The sequence below is a fragment of the Corynebacterium sp. HMSC061H03 genome, assembly GCF_001838215.1.
Taxonomy (GTDB): domain Bacteria; phylum Actinomycetota; class Actinomycetes; order Mycobacteriales; family Mycobacteriaceae; genus Corynebacterium; species Corynebacterium jeikeium_D.
In genome coordinates this window covers 176,637-197,503 of sequence record NZ_KV836075.1, presented here as the reverse complement: position 1 = coordinate 197,503, position 20,867 = coordinate 176,637, and the positions used below count along the sequence as shown (strand labels likewise).

Genomic DNA, 20,867 nt, shown 5'->3' with positions numbered 1-20,867 from the left:
GATTAGTCCTTGGTGCTTACGCCTGCGTCGGCGAAAGTAGCCATGTTGCGCAGGACCGATACGCCGGACTTGACCAGCGGTAGGGCAGCGACGGCGCCGGAGCCTTCGCCAAGACGCATCCCGTATTCGAGAAGTGGTTCCTTATCCAGGTGTCGAAGGGCAAGCGCGTGCGCGGGCTCTGCCGATTTGTGGCCGGCGACCCACCAATCGCGGGCACCCGGAGCGAGCTGGTCAGCTAGCAGAGCGGCGGATGTGACAACCACTCCGTCCAAAATCACAGGAGTGCGACGAACCGCTGCTTGCGCCAAGAACGCGGCCATCACGGTCATATCCGGCGAGGAAATACGACGGAGCACCTCAACCGGGTCATTGCGCAGGCGACGCACGCGGAACATGGCATCGCGTACGGCAGCGACCTTGAGCTTCCACCCCTCGTCATCAATGCCAGTGCCTCGGCCGACGACGACCACCGGTTCGGAGTTGGTCACGGCACCAATCAGCGCCGCGGCTGGAGTGGTGTTTCCGATGCCCAGGTCGCCGGCAATGAGCAGGTCAGCGCCTTCATCAACGGCGGCGTCGGCAATCGCGATGCCCGTGCGGATGGCCTTATCGACCTCCTCCTCGCTCATCGCATCCTCGCGGTCGATAGAACCACAGCTGCGACGGATACGGTATGGCCCTTCGGCATCGTGGTCGAGGGAAATGTCCACACCGGTAACAGTGGCTCCCGCGATGTCAGCGATAGCGTTCACGCCGGCACCCTTTGCCTCGATATTGGCAAGCATCTGGATAGACACCTCGGACGGGTACGCGGACACCCCGCCCTGGGCAACACCGTGGTCACCAGCGAAGACATAAACACGACAATCGTCCAGGTCACGCGGAGGGCATTCTCCCTGACACGCCGAAATCCAAATGCCGAGTTCTTCCAACCGGCCAAGTGAGCCTGCGGGCTTAGTCAACTGCTCATGGCGCGCGCGGGCGGCCTGTTCAGTCTCTTCGTCAGGGCGTGCTACCGGTCCAAAATAATCCGCGTTCATACTCTCAAACGCTACCCGAAAACGATTTGTCTACCGACCATTGGTGCACAGTTATTCGCATTGCTAGGCAGACCGTCATAGGGGAAGCGGCGTGGCGTGAATCTAGCTCGCCGCCTTGACTTCCATGGGGCAGCCAGCCACAACTAGGACAACACGATCACAGATAGCTGCAAGCTGCTGGTTGAGAAGGCCAATCTCATCACGGAAAAGCCGCCCTGAGCGGTGTTCGGGAATGACACCGAAGCCCACTTCGGGCGACACAATGAACAGGTCGGAATCTGCGGGGAAGTTGCGCACGGCGTCGACAAGCGAGTGCGTCCACGGCGCGACGCTACCCCTCGGCGCCTCCCACAGCCCCTGCGCATCGATGATGTGCGTCAGCCAGGTGCCGACATCGTCCAGCAGCATGCGCCGCTCCGGCGACGCGAGAGCTTCCACCGCATCGACGTCATCAACCGTGTGCCAGGCCACTCCGTGCTCTTTTGCCTGTGCTTGACGACGAATGCGGTGCTCCTCGACCCTGGAGTGAAAATCGCTATCACCGGGCCAGGGCCGTGCTGTTGCGATGTAGTGCAACACCGTTGAGGCTGCAGCATCTGAGGCATCGCCGGTTGAGGCTGCGGCGGTGGCCAGCAGCTCGTGCTCAGCCCATGAGGACTTGCCTGAGCGGGCGCCACCGAGAACCAAAGTGCGCATGGCAGATGAGGCTACTTGATTTCGTCGCCGATGTTGACCTGCGGACGCGGAGTACGCAGACGACGCGGCTGAGAAGCGCGGGAGTAAGCGTAGAAGCCCAGTCCCCAGGCCCCTTCGGTGGTCTTCGGGAAGCGCTCACGCGTCAACTTGATGGCACGGCGGCCGATGTAAATGCCCTCGATAATCAGGGCGATGATGAGAACCATCGCGATGAGAGATGCGATGTTGGCCAGCTTCGGCAGGGAAGTGCCAATCATCATAATCAGCAGCAGAATCAGCGCGAACGGGAGGAACACGTTAGCGAGGAAGCGACGGGAATCAACCCAGTCGCGGACAAACTTGCGCTCAGCGCCCTGGTCGCGTGGCAGCATGTAGCGCGGATCGCCGGCGGCCATGCGCTCGTCGGCAATGCGACGCTGCTCACGTCGCTCTGCTCGCTCGCGTGCCTTGGCGGCCTTGAGCTCTTCCTTGGACATGGAAGCCTTGAGCTCCTTGCGGCGCTGGCGAGCTTCCTTAGCGGTCAGCGGCGCCTCGACCGGGCCACGGCGGATGCCGCGTTCGCGCTCAACCTCGTTGCGCTTCGGAGTGGGGCGCCCCTTCTTGGGAGTAAAAGCACCGCTGTGCTTCTTCTCGGGCTGCTGAGACTCCGAAGCGGTGCCCTTGGCCCCGCTGGATGCGGTCGCGTCGGTGGCTACGTCTCCGGCGTTGGTTGCGTCAGCGTTAGCTGCCTCAGCTGCCTTGGACTTTTTGTCATTCTTTTTCCACGGTAGATTCACGACCCCAGATTATAAGGTCTTCAAGGTGCTTCCCTAATTAGGTTGCAGGTTGAGGGGCAGGGACGGGGCAAGGGCGAGGTTTTGGGGATGACCGCCGCAGGGGCAGGCGGGAAGAGTGCGCTTGTGGCGTGGGAAGCCGTGGTGTGGTTGCGATGTGGCGGCAAAAAGAGACTTCCGAAAAAGAGAAAGAAAAAGAGAACCCAGAATTGGGAATTAAAGACTGGTCGGTAAGGTTGTGATAAATAATGACGTAGCCGACCTTGGGGTCGACTCGCATACTTAAACACTTCAACAAGGAGGACACGCGCTATGACTACTGCTCAGAGCACTGGCGTTACCCTGACCGAAGCTGCGGCTGCCAAGGCAAAGGCACTTCTGGACCAAGAAGGTGCCACCGACCTGGCACTGCGTATTTCCGTGGCTCCGGGCGGCTGTGCCGGCCTGCGCTACCAGCTCTACTTCGATGACCGCAGCCTCGACGGCGATGTCGCCGAAGTTTTCGGTGGCGTCAAGCTGGTCGTTGATCGCCAGTCGGTTCCGTACCTGTCCGGTGCCACCATCGACTTCGCTGACACCATTGAACAGCAGGGCTTCACCATCGATAACCCGAATGCCACTGGCTCCTGCGCTTGCGGTGACTCCTTCAACTAAGTCATTAGCTGAGCAGAGCTGTCAGCAGACGCTGTGAAAAGCGTCGGATAGTAAAAGGCTCGGACCTCACTCTTGTTAACTGAGTGAGGTCCGAGCCTTTTCTATTGGTTGCCCCAGCTATGGTGGCAGCCTGCCGGGGCAGGATGGGGTTGAGGCGCGGGGACCGTCGTAAAGCGAGCTAGAGCTCGACGGGGTAGTCGCGCTGCTCGATGTCCGGAGTAATGCGGTCTTCGATGAAGATGCCGTGCCAGACCATGAAAGCAAGGATGGTCCAGAGGCGGCGGGAGTGGTCGCGCTCGGTTGGGTGGTGCTCGGCGAGCATCTTGAGCACGGCGTCCTTATTAATGAACTCATCGGTCTGGGACTCGCGGATGATGTCCTCGGCCCAGCCGTGCAGTTCGTCGCCTGCCAGCCAGTGGCGAATCGGCACCGGGAAGCCCAGTTTGCGGCGGTTGAGCACGTGCTCCGGAACAATCTGCTCCATGGCGCGACGCAGTGCGTACTTGGTGGTGCCGTGAGAAACACGCATGTCCACCGGCAGCGTCTGTGCAACGTCGAAGACCACACGGTCGAGGAACGGCACGCGCAGCTCCAGGGAGTTAGCCATGGTGATCTTGTCCGCCTTGACCAGAATGTCGCCACGCAACCAGGTGAACAGATCCAAGTGCTGCATCCGAGTCACCGGGTCCCAGCCTTCAGACTGCGCGTAAATCGGCGCAGTGACATCGCTGTGGTCCCATTCCTTCTTGGCCCACGGCAGCACTTCCTGCAGCTGCTCAAAGTTAAAGGAACGAGCATTGCCGTAGTAGCGCTGTTCCAGCGGAGTAGTGCCTCGCTGCAGGAGCGACTTGCCGCGCATGCCCTCTGGCAGAGCTTCGCCGACCTTAGCCAGACCGCGCAGCAGGGGAGATGGAACCTTGTCGAACGGCTTCAGCGACAGCGGCTCCTTATAAATGGTGTAACCACCAAAGAGCTCGTCTGCGCCCTCACCGGACAGTACGACCTTAACGTGCTTACGAGCCTCTGCGGCCACGAAGTACAGCGGCACCAGTGCAGGGTCAGCTACCGGGTCATCGAGGTACCACATAATCTTCGGAATCGCCCCGGCGAACTCCTCCGGCGAGACGACCTTCACAATGTGCTCGACGCCAATGGCGGCGGCGGACTCGGCAGCCACATCGACCTCGGAGAAGCCCTCGCGCTCGAAGCCAGTGGTAAACGTCAGCAGGTTCGGGTTGTGGCGCTTAGCCAAAGTTGCAATCGCAGTGGAGTCGATACCGCCCGACAGGAACGAGCCCACCGTGACGTCGGCACGCATATGCTTCTCGACGCTGTCCTCCAGCGCACGGGCAATGCGGTCAAAAACATCCTGTTCAGCGCCCTTAGCCACTGGCTGAATCGGGAAATTCGGCTTGAAGTAGCGGGTCTGCTTAACTTCGCCACCAGGCGTAACGATGGCAGTGCAACCCGACTCCAGACGAACAATGTCAGTGTGCAGCGACTCCGGCTCCGGAACGTACTGCAGATCGACGTAGTGCTCCAGTGCGCGCTTATTCAGCTTCTTCGCATCGATGCCCATCTCCGGCGCAGCTTCGAGCAGGGACTTCTTCTCAGAACCGAAAATTGTGCCACGCTCTGTGGTGGCGTAGTAGAGCGGCTTAATGCCGAACGGATCGCGCGCCAGGAAAAGCTTGCGCTCGACGCTGTCCCAAATGGCAATGCCGAACATGCCGCGCAAGTGCTTTACGACGTCCGCTCCCCAGTGGTGGAACCCAACGACGATAGGTTCACCATCGCCGGAGGTATTAAAGGCATAGCCTTTCTTCTCCAGCTGCTCGCGAAGTTCGACGAAATTGTAGATTTCGCCGTTGAAGGTCATGGAGTAACGATTCGGCTGATTCTCTGGTCCCCACTGCAGCGGTTGGTGGCTGTGGGCAATATCAATAATGGATAGGCGGTTGAAGCCGAAAACTGCGTCCTCATCGTGCCACGTGCCTGCATCGTCAGGGCCGCGGTGCCGCATGCAGGGCAGGGCCCTTTCGACAACGGGAACGAGCTCCGCTGCGTCAGAATTTGCAGCCAGGATTCCGAGAAGACCACACATGCTTCGTGCGCGCACCTTTCGCTTAGTGTCACTTAATGGATTTTCGACGGCTCCGTAGCTAGCGGCTCAGCGCGACTGGTTGTCGCCTTAACCGGTGGCCGTGAAGGACCGCCGCGTGGCTGAGTAGCTGGGTTGAACCCCAGATTGGCGCCACATAGAAATGCTGCACCTACTTTAATGCCTTTTGGGGAAAAGCGAGAATGTCTGAGTTTGCCGTGTCTAGGGCTCGGGGCAAGGTTGCGCGGGACGGTGTGTGCGTCAGCGCGTGGCACAAACACTAAAAAATTCATAGACTTAGGAGCGTCAACAGGGTGTAACTGGTGAGAATGCCACCCCCGATAGGCGGGTCTTTCTCAGTATTTTATTAGGGCAGATATACTCAAAGGCACCCCACAGCCATATTTATTGTGGAGAAAGCTTAAGAATCGACTACTCTGCTTGGGTAGGACGAAACCTTAATCGGTTATCGAAAATTGTGTGGATCAGGAAGGCAGACACACGTGAATCAGCGTAGAAAGTTCGGAGTCGCCCGTAAGCTCGGCGTCCTCGGCGTTGCCACCGGTAGCGCAGCCTTGCTTGCCGGCTGCGATGTTAATCCTCCGGAGAACGGCTTCTTCAAGCTGCTCCGCTTTGGTTGGCCGGAAGGTGTGACCCCGGAAGCACAGTCCATGGGTAACTTCTGGGTTTGGACCTGGGTTGCAGCTTGGATTATCGGCATCATCGTTTGGGGCGTTACCCTTTACTCGATGGCAAACTTCACAGCTAAGAAGGCTGAAAAGAAGGGCAAGGGCGAGTTCCCGCGCCAGACTGCATACAACGTTCCGGTTGAGTTGTCTCTGACCATTCTCCCGATTCTGATCGTGATGACTCTGTTCTTCTTCACGGTTCAGACTCAGGACAAGGTCACTGCCCTGGATAAGGATCCGGAAGTTACCGTCGACGTCACCGGTTTCCAGTGGAACTGGAAGTTCGGTTACGCCAACATTTCCGCTGACCTGATGGGCGGCGAGGAATACAACGGCCGTATTGAGAAGCCGGCTGATGAGCAGTTCTTCACCGAGGGCGGCCACGAGGTTCCGTCCGCTGAGGATCGCGCAAAGCAGAAGGAGCACCCGGTTCACGGACGCTCCAAGGAGAGCCTCGACTACCTGCACTACGACGAGATTGAGACCCTCGGTACCACCGAAGAGGTTCCGGTCCTCGTTGTTCCGGAAGACACTGCAATCCAGTTCGACCTCGCGTCCGCTGACGTGATTCACTCCTTCTGGGTTCCGGAGTTCCTCTTCAAGCGCGACGTGTTCCCGCACCCGGAGGCTAACAAGTCCAACCGTGTCTTCCAGATCGAAAAGATTGACTCGGACAAGATTGCCAACCGACCAGAGGACAACCCGAGCGACAAGGTCAAGAACGCATTCGTTGGCCGTTGTGCCGAGATGTGTGGTACCTACCACGCAATGATGAACTTCGAGATTCGTGCTGTCTCCCGTGAGGCATTCACCGAGTACATCAAGTTCCGCCAGGAGAACCCAGAAGCTACTAACGCTGATGCTCTGAAGCACATCGGTGAGCCGGCATTCGCAGTCTCCACTTCGCCGTTCAACTCCGGTCGTGTCGACACCCGCGACATGGGTGATCGTGGTGCTAACACCATTGACCTGAACGCGACCGCCAAGTAAACCCAGCAAGATTCTTACTTAAAGGAAGTTCTCAAATGAAGTCTGCAGCAAAGCTCTTCTACGGACTTACCGTGTTCCTGGGGTTCATGGCTGTCGTCTACATCTTCGGCACTCAGTACCTCCAGGACACCGGTAACGTCATCAACGAAAGCCAGGGTCGCCTCGAGTGGGCTGGCGCAACCGGCCTGGTCCTCGCAGCTCTGATGACTCTGATGCTCGGTGGATACTTCCACTTCACTGAGCGCCGCTCCGACATCACCCCGGCCGACTTCGAAGAGGCAGAGATTGCCGACGGTGCAGGTACCCTCGGTTTCTTCTCCGCTAGCTCGATTTGGCCGTTCGTGATGACCATGGGCATCCTCCTCATGGGCTACGGCATCGCATTCATGGCCTACTGGCTGATTGTCCTTGGCGCGGTAATTCTGATCGTCTCCGGCACCAAGCTCAACACTCAGTACATCACTCCGCCGGAGAAGCACTAGTCCGAGTGCAATCAGACTGAACCACAGTCGTAGATAACCGAAAAGTCTCTCCCACTAACAAGGGCGTTAGTGGGAGAGACTTTTTTGTTTGGGCGAGTGGGAGGGGATTCCTAACTGGTGTTACCTCGTCGGTTAGGATCTGTAGTCAATATATGATTCCGCATCAAGCGAATTCGACGGGTTTCTGCCCCTTAGGTAGTTCGATGACCTCACCGTCAGTCACCTGCAGATGACGCGCTTCGAGCGAGTTGATCATGCGGTGATCGTGGGTAATCACAATAATTGTGCCCTCTGCAGATGCGATCGCGTCTTGGACCTGCTCGATTAGATCCACACTCAGATGGTTCGTAGGCTCATCGAGCAGCAAGATCTCCGGCGGATTGGCTACGACCAACGCTAACGCCACCCGGCGCTGCTGGCCGATGGAGAGGCTTCCTACCGGTCGATTGGCATCCTCAGGGCTAAGCAATCCGAAGTCGTCGAGAGGCACGCGGGCATTGGGCGCAAGGTCGTACAACTCACGGGCGGACTTCTTTGGGTTTTCCCAGTCTTGTTCCTGAGCCAGCATGGCTACTCGACAGTTCTCGCCGATACGCACCTCGCCAGCCTGCGTCTCAACTTGCCCCATGATCGTCTTAAACAAAGTAGATTTGCCGGCCCCATTAGGGCCGGTGATCACGACCTTGTCGCCGGGACGAATAGTCAGTGAACCAACCCGAATTCGATCTGGGACGACCACACCGCGCATCTTGATGTGAAAATCTTCATCGCTGCCCGAAGCAGCGCGCTTGGTCGGTAGGGGTGCGGTCAACGGGGCATCAAAGCCCAGTAGTGCCGGTGGACGCTCCACACCTTCCTCAATGAGTTCCTCCAGCCGCTGCTTAGCCGAACGCACGCGGCGGGCGATTTGCCGCTCTACACGACCGCCACGGCGGTCATAAGCCATCTTGTTATTGTCCGTCATTTCCCGACCCGGTGAGATCTCACGAGCGCCATTCTCGATGGTGTCTTCCAACCGATTGCGTTCATGCTCCTCCGAGCGCCACTGGTGCTCCCATAGCTCACGCTGGTGGCGACGGTGCTTCGCGTAGTCGGAGTAATTACCACGGAACAGCCCAATACCAGGGCGCCCCGGCACCAAGTCTCCAATTACAGTACAAACGGCATCCAGGAAGTCGCGGTCATGTGTTGCCACCACAACCACTCCAGGGTGGTTCTGGATGGTGTCAATCACGAGCTGGCGACCGCGTTCATCGAGATGGTTGGTGGGCTCGTCGAGAAGCAGAATCTCTGGCTTTCGAATGAGCGTAATCGCGAGCCCCAACCGCGCCCGCTGCCCGCCGGAAATCTCCGTGGTTAGTTGCTCTGTCAGGGGAGCGCCGTCCGGAGCAGAACCGGTCAGGCCGAGATGGTCGAGCACAATCTCCGCATTATGTTCGGCGTTCCAGTCATCGTGAGCCATGACGTCCGAGAAGGCCTTCGAATACGCCTTCTCTGCCGCCTTAGACTCATCTGGGGTCTCTGCTAAGGCCATCGCCTTAGCTGCCTCTTCTAACTCCGCTAAACGACGTTTCGAGGGGCCGAGGGCTTCATCGATAAGCATTTGCACCGTGGAGTCGAAAGGAGCTTCCAGTTCCTGAGAGCCGAGTACACGCGTGCCAATATGAGTCACCGTACCGCTCGTGGGCCGACGACGACCCGACAGCAGCCAAAGAAGAGTGGACTTGCCGGCTCCGTTGTCTCCAACCAGACCGAGGACATCGCCGTCGGAAAGCGTGAGCGAGACATCGCGCAAAACAGGCGTGGCCTCGTAGTCGAAGTTGACACCGTTGGCGACAAGCTGTGTGGCGTTGCTCGAAAGATCGGTGGTGGGGGAGGGACTGGTAGACATATGTCCATTTTAGTACTGGTAAACAGTAGATTTGGTATCCGACATATGTGGGGTCAAGGCGAAATCGGAAGAATCTGGGTAACAAAAACCACCCCGGTCGACATCCGAAGTGGATGCGGACCGGGGTGGTCTTATTTGAGCGCAGTAGAAAACCTACCGCGGAGTTTTACTGCTCGAGCTGGCGACGCTCTTCAGCGTTTTGAGCTTCGAGGTCACGGAACATCTGAGCCTGCTGCTCGTGGTTCTCGTGCTCGATACGAGCTGCCTCTTCGGCGATCTCCGGGGAGTCCGGGCTGAAGAAGCTACCGCGACCCGGGCTACCAGCGGCGCCCAGTTCGTTCATGGTCTTCGGGACGTAAGCACCCTGGTACTCGAGCGGAACGGCGTGGCCGTGCTCGTCGACCGGACCCAGTGGCTGGTGGACCTCGATGAAGGAACCATCAGGTAGCTGGTTGATGATGCCCGTCTCGATGCCGTGCTCCAGGACAGCGCGGTCAGAGCGCTGCAGGCCGATGCAGATTCGGTAAGTGACGAAGTAAGCGATCGGAGGCAGGATGATCAGACCGATACGGCCAACCCAGGTCATCACGTTCAGCGAGATCTGGAAGTGGTATGCGATCAGGTCGTTACCACCGGACAGAGTCAGCAGGGTGTAGAAGACCAGAGCCATGGCACCCAGGCCGGAGCGAACCGGCACGTCGCGCGGACGCTGCAGCAGGTTGTGGTGGGCGTTGTCGCCGGTGATCTTCGCCTCGATGAACGGGTAAGCGAAGAGCAGGACAACCAGAACACCACAGAGCAGGGCGACCCAGAAGACTGCCGGGATCGTGTAAGAGCCCAAGTAGAGCTCCCACGGCGGCATGACACGGGCAGCACCGTCAGTCCACAGCATGTAGATATCCGGCTGGGAACCAGCGGAAACCTGCGCCGGGTTGTACGGGCCAAGGTTCCAAATTGCGTTGATCTGGAAGATACCAGCGAATAGCGCCAGGAAGCCGAACGTAATCAGGCCGAAGGAAACGGACTTGACTGCGAAGATCGGGAGAATACGAACGCCGACGACGTTGTTCTCGGTACGACCTGCGCCAGGGAACTGGGTGTGCTTCTGGTACCAGACCAGAGCCAGGTGAGCGGCAATCAGACCCAGCAGCAGGGCCGGGAGAATCAGCACGTGTGCAATGTACAGGCGCGGGATAATCATGTCACCCGGGAAGTCGCCGTTGAACATCATCCAGTGCAGCCAGGTGCCGATAATCGGCAGACCGATGATGATTGCGGACATAATACGCAGACCAACACCGGAAAGCAGGTCGTCCGGCAGGGAGTAACCCATGAAGCCCTCTGCCACGGACAGCAGCAGGAGGATGGAACCGATGACCCAGTTAGCCTCACGCGGCTTGCGGAATGCGCCGGTGAAGAAGATGCGGAACATGTGCGCCATGATGGACACGGCGAACAGCAGAGCACCCCAGTGGTGAATCTGGCGAATGAACAGGCCACCGCGAACCTCGAAGGAGATCTGCAGGGCGGTCTCGTAGGCGCGAGACATCTCGACACCGTTGAGCGGCGCGTAGGCACCGTCGTAAATGACCTTCGACATCGACGGGTCGAAGAACAGAGTCAGGTAAACACCCGAGAAGAGCAGGACTACGAAGGAGTAGAGTGCAATCTCGCCCAGCAGGAAGGACCAGTGGGTAGGGAATACCTTATTGAGCTGCTTACGCATGCCGCCAGACAGGGTGTAGCGGTCATCCATATTCTTAGCAGCGGTTGCTAGTTTCGTTGGATTACTCATGACTGACGCTCCCAGAATGCCGGACCGACGGGCTCAATGAAGTTGCCCTCTGCGTACATGTAGCCTTCTTCGTCAACGCTGATCGGCAGCTCTGGAAGAGCGCGAGCAGCTGGACCGAAGACCGGCTTGCCGTAGTGCAGTGCATCGAACTGCGACTGGTGGCATGGGCAGAGAATACGGTTCGTCTGCTGTTCGTACAGAGAAGTCGGGCAACCGATGTGTGTACAAATCTTCGAGTAGGCGAAGTAGTCGCCGTAGTGGAAGTCTTCCTGACCCTTGCGCAGGATTGCCTTTTCAGCGTCCTGGGAACGCAGACGGATCAGCATGACCGAGTTGCGGGAGCCGTGAATCGAGTGCATGTGTGCCTCGTAGACATCAGCATCCTTGGAGTACTTGTCGCCGTCGTTGACGTCCTCCTCCGGAAGAGGGAAGACGGTCTCCATGGAACCTGCGGACAGGTCCTCTGGGCGGAGGCGAACCAGGCGGGAAACGCCCTTAGTGGTGTAGCCGTGTACGCCCTCTTCAGCGATAGCGCCGGTGTCGCGACCCAGGTAAACCTTGTGGCCCTTCTCGACGAGAGTCCAGCCAGTGGTCCACAGGGTGCCGTCACCAGTGACGTCAACGTCGTGGCGTGGCTTCCACGGGTTCTTAATCATGCCGCCAAGCGGAAGGATCATGCCGATACCAGCCAGGACGGCGCCGGTACCAAGGAGGCCCTTGATAGCGGAGCGACGACCCAGGGTGGAGGTCTGCCAAGAATCGTTCAGCAGGGCAACGATGGTCTTCTGGTCGACCTCTTCGGACGGACCATCGTGGCGGCGCTGAACCGAAATCTCTTCCGGAATGAAGCGCTTGGTGAACTTAACTGCACCAATACCCAGGGTGACGATGCAGCCACCGATGGTGATACCCAGCAGCGGGGTGTACATAGTGTACAGCCACAGACCCTCTTCGCCGTGCCCCTTGTAGTGCCACGGGTAGAACAGGTAGATGGCGATGAATGCCAGGCCAAGAATGACCGACAGTGCCAGCCAGATGGTGACACCACGAGCCGCGCGCTTTTCAGCCGGGTCGTTGGCAATCGGGAAGCGTTCCTTGCGGTAAGCAATGGTCACGTCATCGAGTTCAGCACCCAGACGAGCGAGATCCGCATTGCTCATCTTCGACAGCTCTTCGGAGCTGTACTTCTTGTTTTCGTTATTACTCATCGGCGGGATCCAATCCAAAGAGCGGCCGCTACGAGAGCGACAATGCCTACAATCCACATGACAAGGCCCTCAGCAACTGGGCCGATGCCACCAATGCCCCAACCACCCGGGGTCGGAGTTTCCTTGGCGTTCTTGATGTAGGCGATGATGTCCTTCTTCTCGTCAGCAGACAGCTGGCGGTCAGAGAACTTCGGCATATTCTGCGGGCCGGTCAGCATGGCCTGGTAGATTTCCTGCTCATTTGCAGGATCCAGGACCGGTGCGTACTTACCGCTGGACAGTGCGCCGCCACGACCGGTGAAGTTGTGGCAGGATGCACAGTTCAGGCGGAACAGCTCGGAACCGCGAGCAACGTCAGCCTTGTCAAGCTCACCGTTCGGGCCAGCGTTCTTACCGCGTAGCGACTCCATAGCGATGGAGCCGTCCTCGTCGCGGACGATGCCGGCGCCGCCGCCATTAGCCTGGACGTAGGCTGCGATAGCCAGCGTCTGCTCTTCGGAGTAACGCGGGGTCTTACGTGCTGCCTGAGCCTCGTTGCGGAGCATCGGCATACGACCGGAGTGAACCTGGAAGTAAACCGAGCCTTCGCCGACGCCGATCAGCGACTTGCCGCGGTCCTTAACGCCCTGAAGGTTGGCGCCGTGGCAAGTAATACAAGCAACGTCGTAAAGCTCCTTGCCCTGCTGAATCATTGCGGCTTCATCCTGCTGAGCAGTAGCCGTCTGTGCATCAGGGGTCAGAGCATTAGCGAGGAAGCCCGCGCCGGTGAGGGCGAGAGCCATAGCCATAATGCCGGAGGCAGTACGGCGCATCTTGCGGCGGCCCTTTGACTTCGGGGCCGCAGCCAAGGACGTGGTGTCCTTGGTTTCGGAGGTAGTGTTTTCCATCTTTTTCCCTTTAATACTGTTCGTGGAAAGTGGATGGGCTGTAGGCCGTACTAAACAAAGGACGGCCAATACGGCCTACTGGATGAAGTAGATGGTGATAAACAGGCCAATCCACACGACGTCGACGAAGTGCCAGTAGTACGAGACCACGATGGCAGCAGTGGCCTGTGCCGGGGTGAACTTCGCCTTGGAGGTACGGATAAGCACCACAACGAAAGCCAGCACACCCGCGAGGACGTGGGCTGCGTGGAATCCGGTGGTGATGAAGAAGACCGAACCGTAAATGGAGTTCTGAATGGTCAGACCGTGGCTAACCAGTGTGAAGTACTCGTAAGCCTGGCCGACGAGGAAGATTGCACCCAGGGCGGTAGACAGTGCGTACCACTTACGGAGTGCGAAAACGTCGCCACGCTCGGCCGCGAACACGCCCCACTGGGCAGTGAACGAAGACGACACTAGGATCACGGTGATCAATAGTGCGTACGGGACATTGAGGTGGCCGGTACCCCAATCCCACGAATCGCCCTGGCCGTTCGCGCGTGACACGAAGTACATCGCGAACAGACCGGCGAAGAACATTAATTCCTGAGACAGGAACACAATCGTGCCGACACTGACCATATTCGGTCGGTTCAGTGTCGCAGCACGACGTGGTGCTGTCATACCTTGATTTTCAACTGCGCTCGTCACAACTAACAGTATGTACTGTTCTTAAGGAGTAGTCACGTTGCAACCCCCGTTTTTGTATAAAAATTCCTAAAATCCCAGGTCGCGAGGAAAGGTTTCTGAGAATTTCACTAATTTTTCCCCCTGATGGGAACTTTCCGGTGTCTTTATCCGACGCGGGCGAATTCGAGGGTTTGGTTGTGCTGAGTTGCGCGGTGTCCATCCCCTGGACTGCCAGGTTCACCTCCGGTGAACCTGGGTTAGCGATACTGCGACATCAGTTGTCGGTTAGTTTATCGCAGGTTCGGCTCTGTTTAATATCGTATTTTTCCAGTTGCCCCAATGGGGGTGAGATTTTCGGTGAACGCAAAAGGTGGACCTGGTGATGCGCTGGATATATGGGGGAGGTATCTTGTCTTATTACGTACATCACGGTGGGATTTTTTTCAACAGCCCTGTGATGTGGTGCGCCTGGTGGGCGGGATAGCCAGCAGTACCTAGGTGCAGTTGTATTAATAAAGTACGAATACAGACTTGACTATCTAGTGGAAGGGAGTGGCGATGAGCGAGATCGGCGATAAGAGGGCGGTCGAAAACTGGCGCCATGTTCTCTCCACGATTGGCGCTGGCCGCGAAGTTTCCGGTGAGGGCATTCGATTCGCCATGGATCAAATCATGTCCGGTGCTTCCGGAGACGTGCAGACCGCAACGTTTGCTTTCGGTCTCCTCGCCAAGGGGATTACGGCTGCCGAGCTCGATGCTGCGGCTGAGGGCATGCTTTCATTTGCCCGCCCAGTTCATGATCCACAGCTCGCCGGTGTTATTGAGCGCGGTGCAGTCGATATCGTCGGCACCGGTGGTGATGGCGCAAATACCGTCAACATCTCCACGATGTCCATGATTGTTATCGCGGCCAGCGGTGTGCCGGTGCTCAAGCACGGTAACCGCGCGGCTTCCTCGAAGTCGGGCGGAGCTGACATGCTGGAGGCCTTTGGCATCGACATTGAGAACGGTCTCGTTACTTCTCCGGAACATCCGGATTTCTACGTGCGCTTCCTCTTTGCCGCTCGCTTTCATCCGGCCATGCGCTTCGCTGGACCGGTGCGTAAGGAGCTAGCGGTTCCGACAGTCTTCAACCTGTTGGGGCCGCTGACGAATCCAGCACGCCCGCAGGCGAGCTTGATTGGCTGTGCCTTCGAAGATCAGATGGAGACGATGGCGGACACCTTCGCCCGCCGTGGTCAGCGCGCGCTGGTGGTTCGCGGAAGCGATGGCCTCGACGAGATTACCGTTACTGGCCCCACCAAGGTCTTTATTGTGGAAAACGGTGGAGTTGCCGAAGATGCCATCGATCCACATGACTATGGCATGGAGTACTCCGAAATTGACGCGCTGCGTGGCGGTGACCCTGCTTACAACGCTGATGTTGCACGTCGCATTTGGGCTGGCGAGCTCGAAGGCCCGATTCGCGATGCAGTCATCCTTAACTCCGCCGCCGCAATCGCCATTTCGCGTGGTCTGAGTGGCCGTCCGCTAAAGGAAGCTATGGCCGACTCCATTGAAGAGGTCAAGGAAACGCTCCAGTCGGGGCTGTGCTTGGACATCCTTACCGCGGCGATGAAGGGTTAAGGTTCGCGTCGCGCTTCACGACGTGCTTGCTGCGCGTCAATTGCCCACTGAAGGTATTTTCCTGCGCCTAACCTAGGGTAGGAATACTCGCCTCCGGTGGGCTTTATTCGTACCTCCGGGCGCTGCAGCCATTTCCAGATAATACTGAGTTCATCAATCGATGCTCCTTTATATAAGGAATCATCTGGAGTGACTGTTTGGGCTGAACTCTCCATGAGCTCGATGATGTAGTTCATTTCCGCGCCACGTGGTGCGGTGCTGGCGCCGGCCAACCTGCCGTAGCGAATTTCCGCTAGATGCCAGCCGCCATTGCCATCGGGGAAAGCGGCTTGCAGAGATGGGATGGCGGCAAGCATGCTCAGGCGCTGCTGCTTGTCCAAGCTGATAATGAACTCCGCGGCGCGGTCACGTTGCACTGCCGCGCGTTGGAAGCGGTGTGCTTCGGCAAGTGCTGATATCTCTGCAATCATGTCTGCGATCTCGTCTGCGCCGGTGGTGGAGATCTGAGCGGTTGTTATCGCAAAGTCGTCGTTAAGCGCAGAGAACCTGTCGCGGATGGCGGTAGCGGTGTCGCGCGTGCGGAAAGGACCTAGGCCGCGGGCGTCGGTGACTGTCCGGCTAATCTTGGCAGGCCGACCGGGGCTAGTGGGGACGATGTACCAGCCGCGGGTTGGTTCGGTGCGTTGTCGGTTGTAGGGCGGACGGAGTGCAGAAATCAGACGAGCCTCGCGGATTTCTGCAGCGAAGCCGTGCGGGCACTCGATGATCTCGACGCGTTCGGCTAGAGAGACCATTTCCGTAATCTTGCGACGAGAATCAGTGCCGTTGAAATACTGCAGAAGTCTACGTCGCAAATCGAGAGCTGTACCTATATATAAGGGGTCGTCATTTCTTGACCGAAAAACATAGACACCAGGGGTGTGCGGAGCTCCATCGGCAAGGTGCCGTTTAGCACGAACCTCTGGAGCGACGGTGGGCGAGTAGTGCACTAGCTCGGACGCTGTTTGTACTTCATCGCCAGCTAGTCTCTCCACGAGGTAGTGAAGGACGTCGACGGTTGCGATTGCGTCGTCAAGCGCCCGGTGGGTGGGGCGATTCGGAGAACCGACGTACCGTGCGAGCTGTGAGAGCTTGAAACTGCCAACTTGTGAGCGGTCGAGGACGCGACGCGCCAACGTGAGGGTGTCTACGACACTGGGGCTCGGCCAATCTAGGCCCAAATCTGTGCAAGCCTGGCGGAGGAATCCAATATCGAACTTGGCATTATGCGCAACCCAGACGCTTCCCCGGGCAAATTCGAGGAACTGAGTAATAACTGTGCCGAGCTGTGGGGCGGTTTCAACATCGGCGGTAGTGATGCCGGTCAGAGATGTGATGTGGTCGGGGATCTCCATACCGGGGTCGATGAAGCTGGAAAAGGTGCCAATTGTCTTACCGCCACGGGTTTTGATGGCCCCAATTTCAATGATGTGGTCGTTTTTGGCCTTCAATCCGGTCGTTTCCAGGTCTACGACGACAAAGGTGGTGTTGAAAAGAGAATCATCGACGGTGCCTTCGAGAGGGAAGTGCTGTTGTCCTGAATCCACGTCAATAATCCTATGCTGAGCGCTCCTAGTGGTGTTAAAACTGTGAAACTTGAGCAAATTGAGCTGTTGCAAGCTGGAGTGTGACATAAAACACGTTTTGAGCCCGCGATAAAAATGTGTCGACTTTAAGGCATTAAGTGTAAAGTTCTCGGCGGACTTCAAAATGCCAGGTAGTGACACGTTTATCAAACTGTTATTATTCCGCTATAGGGGGAGTGTCTAGTTGTAACAGCTTGGTAACGGTTTAGTTCTATCGATGGTAACAACCGGGCCTCGAGCGGTTTTCTGGACAAACGGCTAGACAAAACTTGATGCCATTTCGTAACCTTATCGAGACATTGAAACGGGGCCACTGAGTTGGTGCCGGTCATTGATAAGAAAACACAGAGCCTTATCGAAGGTCCTGAGGGTCTAAGTAGTGAGAGCCTCAGGGGATTCGAGCCGGGGACCCACCTCGAACCATGGGGTGAATCCCAAAGGGAAATCCCGGAGGGTAGGAAGTCTTCCATTCTTCCGAACCCGTCAGCTAACCCGGTCGGCTAAACAGGAAGATTTTGGAGTTTCAAAACAATGGGCAAGCACCACCGCCGTTCTAACTTTGCACGCAACGCAGTCGCATTTGGCGCAACTGTCGCCGGCGTTACCGCTCTCGCAGTTCCGACCGCTAACGCTAACCCGCTGAACGACATCCAGGGCGCACTGAACGGCTTCGATACCCCGCAGGTTGCAGGTATGCAGGATGTTGTTGGCAAGTTCAACCACATCGCAGGTGAGGTTACCTCCGGCAGCGTTGCAAACGTTGCAGCACCGTCCACTGGTTCGGCTATCGTCTCCGCTGCACGTTCCAAGATCGGTTCCCCGTACGTGTGGGGCGCTACCGGTCCGAACTCTTTCGACTGCTCCGGTCTGACCTCCTGGGCATACCAGCAGGTCGGTAAGTCGATCCCACGTACCTCCCAGGCGCAGGCTTCCCAGGGTACCGCGGTCTCCAGCCCGGCACTGGGTGACATCGTTTCCTTCTACTCTGGCGCTACCCACGTCGGCATCTTCTCCGGCAACGGCAACGTGATTCACGCTCCGCAGTCCGGCGATGTCGTCAAGGAAGCTCCGATGAACTACATGCCGGTTCACAACTTCGTCCGCTTCTAATCTGTTTGAACGGATGACAACCTGCGGGGCCTTGATGCCCCGCAGAGCCTTGGCTCTCTTTTGAGTGAGGGGGCACTGAGGCGAGCGCCCGGGTGCTGACGCTATGCGCGTCGTAAAGCACTATAGGGGTGCTCGCCTCATTTTTGTTTTTCTACTGCGGTTACGCAATGCGTGGAGTCGAAGGGCTATCCTGGTTACTCCCTTTGGATACCCCTTTGTGCTGGCGGTTTGTCGGTGTGTTGTTCCCCGGCAAGGCTGCTACAATTTGCTCGAATGCGTCAAGTGGTTTGATGTTTTGTTTTTCGGGGAAGAAATTTGAATACACAACTTGAAAAGGGTTTGGATTTGTCGCGTCACCGTGTCTCTCGTCGTCGCCACAACTCTCGTCGCGGTGTAGTCGGGCTTACGGTCGTGACTGGGCTAACCTTTGGCGCCGTAGGTTTGGCGCCGATTGCGTCTGCACAGGATGAACAGCCAGCCCCGGATCTGGCTACTGCAGACGGCATTATTGCAGAGCTGGAGAGGATTTCTCGGGATACCGAAGCGGTTTCTGAGGAAGTTACCGAGCTGGATTCCCAGGTTCAGGCCAAGGAAGAGGAACTCCGGCACGCCGAGGGGGAGCTGAAGCACTCTGAGGATCAGGTTCTCCGAGCACAGGATGACCTCAAGGCGCTCTCTGGTGAGATTTCTTACTTCGCGAAGAAGCGGATGCGTGGTGAAATCGTCGACCCATTGTCGGCCGCCCTGGGATCTGCCAGTGCTCAGGACGCTATCGACCGTGCCGGTTACATCAACAAGATGTTCCGCGACAACGATGAAGTCGTCAGCCGTGCGGTGCAAGCCCGCAAGGATGCTGAGGATGGTAAGGCCAATGCGCTGCGTCTGCAGGGCGATATCCGCAAGCAGCTCGATGACCTGGCTAAGCGTCGCGATGATTTGGACAAGCGCAGCGCCGAATTTGATGAGCGCGCCGAGCATGTCAAGTCCATGGTTGATTCGCTGAGCCCCGAACAGCGGGAAATCTGGATTTCCAAGAACAACCCAATTACCGAAGGGCTGGATAAACTGCTCGGATCTTCCGCCGCAGTTGATGCCGCGATGTCGAAGCTGGGCTCCCCGTACTCGTGGGGAGCTGCTGGTCCCTCTGAGTTCGATTGCTCGGGTCTGATGTACTGGGCGTACCAGCAGATTGGTAAGTCCATCCCGCGGACCTCGCAGGCGCAGCTCGCCGGTGGTACTCCGGTGAGCCGCGACCAGCTGCAGCCGGGCGACATCATCGGTTACTACCCGGGAATCACGCACGTGGGCATGTACATCGGCAATGGTCAGATTGTCCATGCTTCCGACTACGGTATTCCAGTCCAGGTCGTTTCCATCGACCAGGGTGGCCCGTACCAAGGCGCTGTCCGCTTCTAACTAGCGGCAGGTGGCCTCGCGTCCTTTTAGTCAAGGTAGATAAACTCGGCTCCATGTCTGCGCGCGTACTGCTCATTACGAATGACTTCCCGCCTCGCGATGGTGGAATCGAGTCCTACCTGCGTGATTTCTGTGCTCGTTTGGATCCGGAGAACCTCGTAGTCCTCGCGTCCTCGCGAGCTCCGAAGGAAAAGCTCCGCGCCTACGACGAGTCGCTACCGTACCGTGTTTACCGCATGCGTGATTCCGTGCTGCTGCCACTGCCGCACGTAGCTCGTCGCGCCGCTCAGATTATTCGCACCGAACGCATTGACACCGTATGGTTTGGTGCCGCCGCGCCACTTGGTTTGCTTGCCGACGCATGCCGTCGCGCAGGTGCCACCCGCATCGTTGCTACCACTCACGGACATGAAGTGGGCTGGTCGATGCTGCCATTGGCCCGCCAGATGCTGAGGCGCATTGGTAAGAGCTCCGATGTTGTGACCTATATTTCCCGCTACACCCGTGGTCGATTTGCGGCAGCCTTTGGTCCGCAAACAGCATTTGAACGCCTGCCTTCCGGTGTCGATATCGAGCGATTTTCTCCGGACCCCGAGGCGGGACAGAAGATCCGGCAGCACCACGGAATCGGTGAGTCCCAGCCGCTTATCGTCTGTATTTCTCGGCTAGTGCGCCGAAAAGGCCAAGATATGCTGATTCGCAGCATGCCTAAGGTTCTTGAGCAGCACCCGGATGCCAGGTTGCTGATCGTGGGCGTTGGTCCGTTGAACCGAGAATTGAAAAAGCTGGCAGTAAAGCTCGGGGTCTCCGAGCAGGTCATTTTTGCCGGCAAGGTCTCTTATGATGACCTCCCCGCCTATTACAATGCGGCCAGCATTTTTGCCATGCCCGCCCGAACCCGCGGACGTGGCCTCGATGTAGAAGGCCTCGGCATTGTCTACTTGGAAGCACAGGCCTGCGGTGTCCCTGTCATAGCTGGCAAGTCTGGTGGCGCCCCGGAGACAGTTATCGATGGCGAAACTGGCATCGTTGTCGACGGGGCCTCGAAGCGCAGCGTCGCCACCGGGCTGGTTGAGATTTTGGATAATCCGGAGCGCGCGGCGGCGATGGGAGCCTGTGGTCGGGAGCATGTTGTGCAGTCGTGGACCTGGGAGGTCATGGCTGCTCGGGCTCGCCGAATTCTCCGAACCTGCGCAATCCCTTTATAATCAACTG

At 57.8% G+C, this 20,867-nt stretch carries 17 protein-coding genes and 1 riboswitch; of the genes, 7 read left to right on the top strand and 10 right to left on the bottom strand.

Annotation, left to right across the window (positions count from 1 at the left end; all coding sequences use genetic code 11):
* Positions 1 to 2: 2 nt before the first annotated feature.
* The 3 genes from cobT to HMPREF2787_RS07575 all read right to left on the bottom strand — a co-directional run bounded on the left by cobT (position 3) and on the right by HMPREF2787_RS07575 (position 2,512).
* A complete protein-coding gene (gene cobT / locus HMPREF2787_RS07585; protein ID WP_049190512.1) occupies positions 3 to 1,040 on the bottom strand; it encodes a nicotinate-nucleotide--dimethylbenzimidazole phosphoribosyltransferase in 1,038 nt (345 codons plus the stop codon).
* 102 nt (positions 1,041 to 1,142) lie between these two features.
* A complete protein-coding gene (locus HMPREF2787_RS07580; RefSeq protein ID WP_070438579.1) occupies positions 1,143 to 1,736 on the bottom strand; it encodes a bifunctional adenosylcobinamide kinase/adenosylcobinamide-phosphate guanylyltransferase in 594 nt (197 codons plus the stop codon).
* Positions 1,737 to 1,747: 11 nt separating this feature from the next.
* Positions 1,748 to 2,512: a DUF3043 domain-containing protein gene (locus HMPREF2787_RS07575; protein WP_016423034.1), complete on the bottom strand. Its 765-nt coding sequence runs from the start codon at positions 2,510 to 2,512 to the stop codon at positions 1,748 to 1,750.
* A gap of 309 nt (positions 2,513 to 2,821) precedes the next feature.
* On the opposite strand from HMPREF2787_RS07575, the gene HMPREF2787_RS07570 reads away from it, so the two are divergent.
* Entirely contained in the window at positions 2,822 to 3,163 is a 342-nt protein-coding gene (locus HMPREF2787_RS07570) for a HesB/IscA family protein (protein WP_005512007.1), read from the top strand.
* A 178-nt stretch (positions 3,164 to 3,341) separates the two neighbouring features.
* Here the strand turns inward: HMPREF2787_RS07570 and asnB are convergent, their stop codons facing one another.
* The gene (gene asnB / locus HMPREF2787_RS07565) at positions 3,342 to 5,267 is read right to left on the bottom strand and encodes an asparagine synthase (glutamine-hydrolyzing) (RefSeq protein ID WP_049192931.1); all 1,926 of its coding nucleotides are present in this window, start codon (positions 5,265 to 5,267) and stop codon (positions 3,342 to 3,344) included.
* A gap of 500 nt (positions 5,268 to 5,767) precedes the next feature.
* Here asnB and HMPREF2787_RS07560 point away from each other — a divergent pair, with 500 nt between their 5' ends.
* Together HMPREF2787_RS07560 and HMPREF2787_RS07555 are read left to right on the top strand one after the other, a co-directional pair.
* Positions 5,768 to 6,943 carry an aa3-type cytochrome oxidase subunit II gene (locus HMPREF2787_RS07560; protein ID WP_049190506.1) on the top strand — a complete coding sequence of 392 codons (1,176 nt, stop codon included), beginning with the start codon at positions 5,768 to 5,770 and terminating at the stop codon, positions 6,941 to 6,943.
* A 35-nt stretch (positions 6,944 to 6,978) separates the two neighbouring features.
* Positions 6,979 to 7,425: an aa3-type cytochrome oxidase subunit IV gene (locus HMPREF2787_RS07555; protein WP_016423031.1), complete on the top strand. Its 447-nt coding sequence runs from the start codon at positions 6,979 to 6,981 to the stop codon at positions 7,423 to 7,425.
* A gap of 163 nt (positions 7,426 to 7,588) precedes the next feature.
* On the opposite strand, the gene HMPREF2787_RS07550 is transcribed toward HMPREF2787_RS07555, so the two are convergent.
* The 5 genes from HMPREF2787_RS07550 to HMPREF2787_RS07530 form a co-directional block, all read right to left on the bottom strand.
* Entirely contained in the window at positions 7,589 to 9,316 is a 1,728-nt protein-coding gene (locus HMPREF2787_RS07550; RefSeq protein WP_070858914.1) for an ABC-F family ATP-binding cassette domain-containing protein, read from the bottom strand.
* Between the two features lie 166 nt (positions 9,317 to 9,482).
* Positions 9,483 to 11,111 (bottom strand): cytochrome bc1 complex cytochrome b subunit, encoded by a 1,629-nt coding sequence (locus HMPREF2787_RS07545; protein WP_016423029.1) that lies wholly within the window; start codon positions 11,109 to 11,111, stop codon positions 9,483 to 9,485.
* Positions 11,108 to 12,319, bottom strand: coding sequence for a cytochrome bc1 complex Rieske iron-sulfur subunit (locus HMPREF2787_RS07540; protein WP_049170241.1), 1,212 nt, complete (start codon positions 12,317 to 12,319; stop codon positions 11,108 to 11,110). Before HMPREF2787_RS07540 ends, HMPREF2787_RS07545 begins: the two co-directional genes overlap by 4 nt.
* Entirely contained in the window at positions 12,316 to 13,206 is an 891-nt protein-coding gene (locus HMPREF2787_RS07535) for a cytochrome bc1 complex diheme cytochrome c subunit (protein ID WP_016423027.1), read from the bottom strand. The genes HMPREF2787_RS07540 and HMPREF2787_RS07535 overlap by 4 nt, the downstream gene beginning before the upstream one ends.
* Positions 13,207 to 13,281: 75 nt before the next feature.
* On the bottom strand, positions 13,282 to 13,896 hold the full coding sequence (locus tag HMPREF2787_RS07530) for an aa3-type cytochrome oxidase subunit III (RefSeq protein WP_088611596.1): 615 nt from the start codon (positions 13,894 to 13,896) through the stop codon (positions 13,282 to 13,284).
* 537 nt (positions 13,897 to 14,433) lie between these two features.
* Here HMPREF2787_RS07530 and trpD point away from each other — a divergent pair.
* A complete protein-coding gene (trpD, locus tag HMPREF2787_RS07525) occupies positions 14,434 to 15,501 on the top strand; it encodes an anthranilate phosphoribosyltransferase (RefSeq protein WP_049190496.1) in 1,068 nt (355 codons plus the stop codon).
* Here the strand turns inward: trpD and HMPREF2787_RS07520 are convergent.
* Positions 15,498 to 17,087, bottom strand: a complete 1,590-nt coding sequence (locus tag HMPREF2787_RS07520; protein WP_070858942.1) for a DEDD exonuclease domain-containing protein — start codon at positions 17,085 to 17,087, stop codon at positions 15,498 to 15,500. The two genes, trpD and HMPREF2787_RS07520, sit on opposite strands and share 4 nt — an antisense overlap.
* Positions 17,088 to 17,500: 413 nt before the next feature.
* Positions 17,501 to 17,643: riboswitch (cyclic di-AMP (ydaO/yuaA leader) on the top strand.
* Between the two features lie 14 nt (positions 17,644 to 17,657).
* Between HMPREF2787_RS07520 and HMPREF2787_RS07515 the strand changes: the two genes are divergently transcribed.
* The 3 genes from HMPREF2787_RS07515 to HMPREF2787_RS07505 all read left to right on the top strand — a co-directional run bounded on the left by HMPREF2787_RS07515 (position 17,658) and on the right by HMPREF2787_RS07505 (position 20,860).
* Positions 17,658 to 18,236 carry a C40 family peptidase gene (locus HMPREF2787_RS07515; protein ID WP_070858913.1) on the top strand — a complete coding sequence of 193 codons (579 nt, stop codon included), beginning with the start codon at positions 17,658 to 17,660 and terminating at the stop codon, positions 18,234 to 18,236.
* 345 nt (positions 18,237 to 18,581) lie between these two features.
* The gene (locus tag HMPREF2787_RS07510) at positions 18,582 to 19,652 is read left to right on the top strand and encodes an NlpC/P60 family protein (protein ID WP_350309465.1); all 1,071 of its coding nucleotides are present in this window, start codon (positions 18,582 to 18,584) and stop codon (positions 19,650 to 19,652) included.
* A 53-nt stretch (positions 19,653 to 19,705) separates the two neighbouring features.
* Positions 19,706 to 20,860 (top strand): glycosyltransferase family 4 protein, encoded by a 1,155-nt coding sequence (locus HMPREF2787_RS07505; RefSeq protein WP_049192937.1) that lies wholly within the window; start codon positions 19,706 to 19,708, stop codon positions 20,858 to 20,860.
* The last annotated feature ends 7 nt before the right edge of the window (positions 20,861 to 20,867 follow it).

What these genes read in the sequence shown, in the direction of transcription:
- cobT (WP_049190512.1), bottom strand. Translation starts at nt 1,040, where the DNA reads ATGAACGCGGATTATTTTGGACCGGTAGCACGCCCTGACGAAGAGACT.
- HMPREF2787_RS07580 (WP_070438579.1), bottom strand. Translation starts at nt 1,736, where the DNA reads ATGCGCACTTTGGTTCTCGGTGGCGCCCGCTCAGGCAAGTCCTCATGG.
- HMPREF2787_RS07570 (WP_005512007.1), top strand. Translation starts at nt 2,822, where the DNA reads ATGACTACTGCTCAGAGCACTGGCGTTACCCTGACCGAAGCTGCGGCT.
- asnB (WP_049192931.1), bottom strand. Translation starts at nt 5,267, where the DNA reads ATGTGTGGTCTTCTCGGAATCCTGGCTGCAAATTCTGACGCAGCGGAG.
- HMPREF2787_RS07555 (WP_016423031.1), top strand. Translation starts at nt 6,979, where the DNA reads ATGAAGTCTGCAGCAAAGCTCTTCTACGGACTTACCGTGTTCCTGGGG.
- HMPREF2787_RS07550 (WP_070858914.1), bottom strand. Translation starts at nt 9,316, where the DNA reads ATGTCTACCAGTCCCTCCCCCACCACCGATCTTTCGAGCAACGCCACA.
- HMPREF2787_RS07545 (WP_016423029.1), bottom strand. Translation starts at nt 11,111, where the DNA reads ATGAGTAATCCAACGAAACTAGCAACCGCTGCTAAGAATATGGATGAC.
- HMPREF2787_RS07540 (WP_049170241.1), bottom strand. Translation starts at nt 12,319, where the DNA reads ATGAGTAATAACGAAAACAAGAAGTACAGCTCCGAAGAGCTGTCGAAG.
- HMPREF2787_RS07535 (WP_016423027.1), bottom strand. Translation starts at nt 13,206, where the DNA reads ATGGAAAACACTACCTCCGAAACCAAGGACACCACGTCCTTGGCTGCG.
- trpD (WP_049190496.1), top strand. Translation starts at nt 14,434, where the DNA reads ATGAGCGAGATCGGCGATAAGAGGGCGGTCGAAAACTGGCGCCATGTT.
- HMPREF2787_RS07515 (WP_070858913.1), top strand. Translation starts at nt 17,658, where the DNA reads ATGGGCAAGCACCACCGCCGTTCTAACTTTGCACGCAACGCAGTCGCA.
- HMPREF2787_RS07505 (WP_049192937.1), top strand. Translation starts at nt 19,706, where the DNA reads ATGTCTGCGCGCGTACTGCTCATTACGAATGACTTCCCGCCTCGCGAT.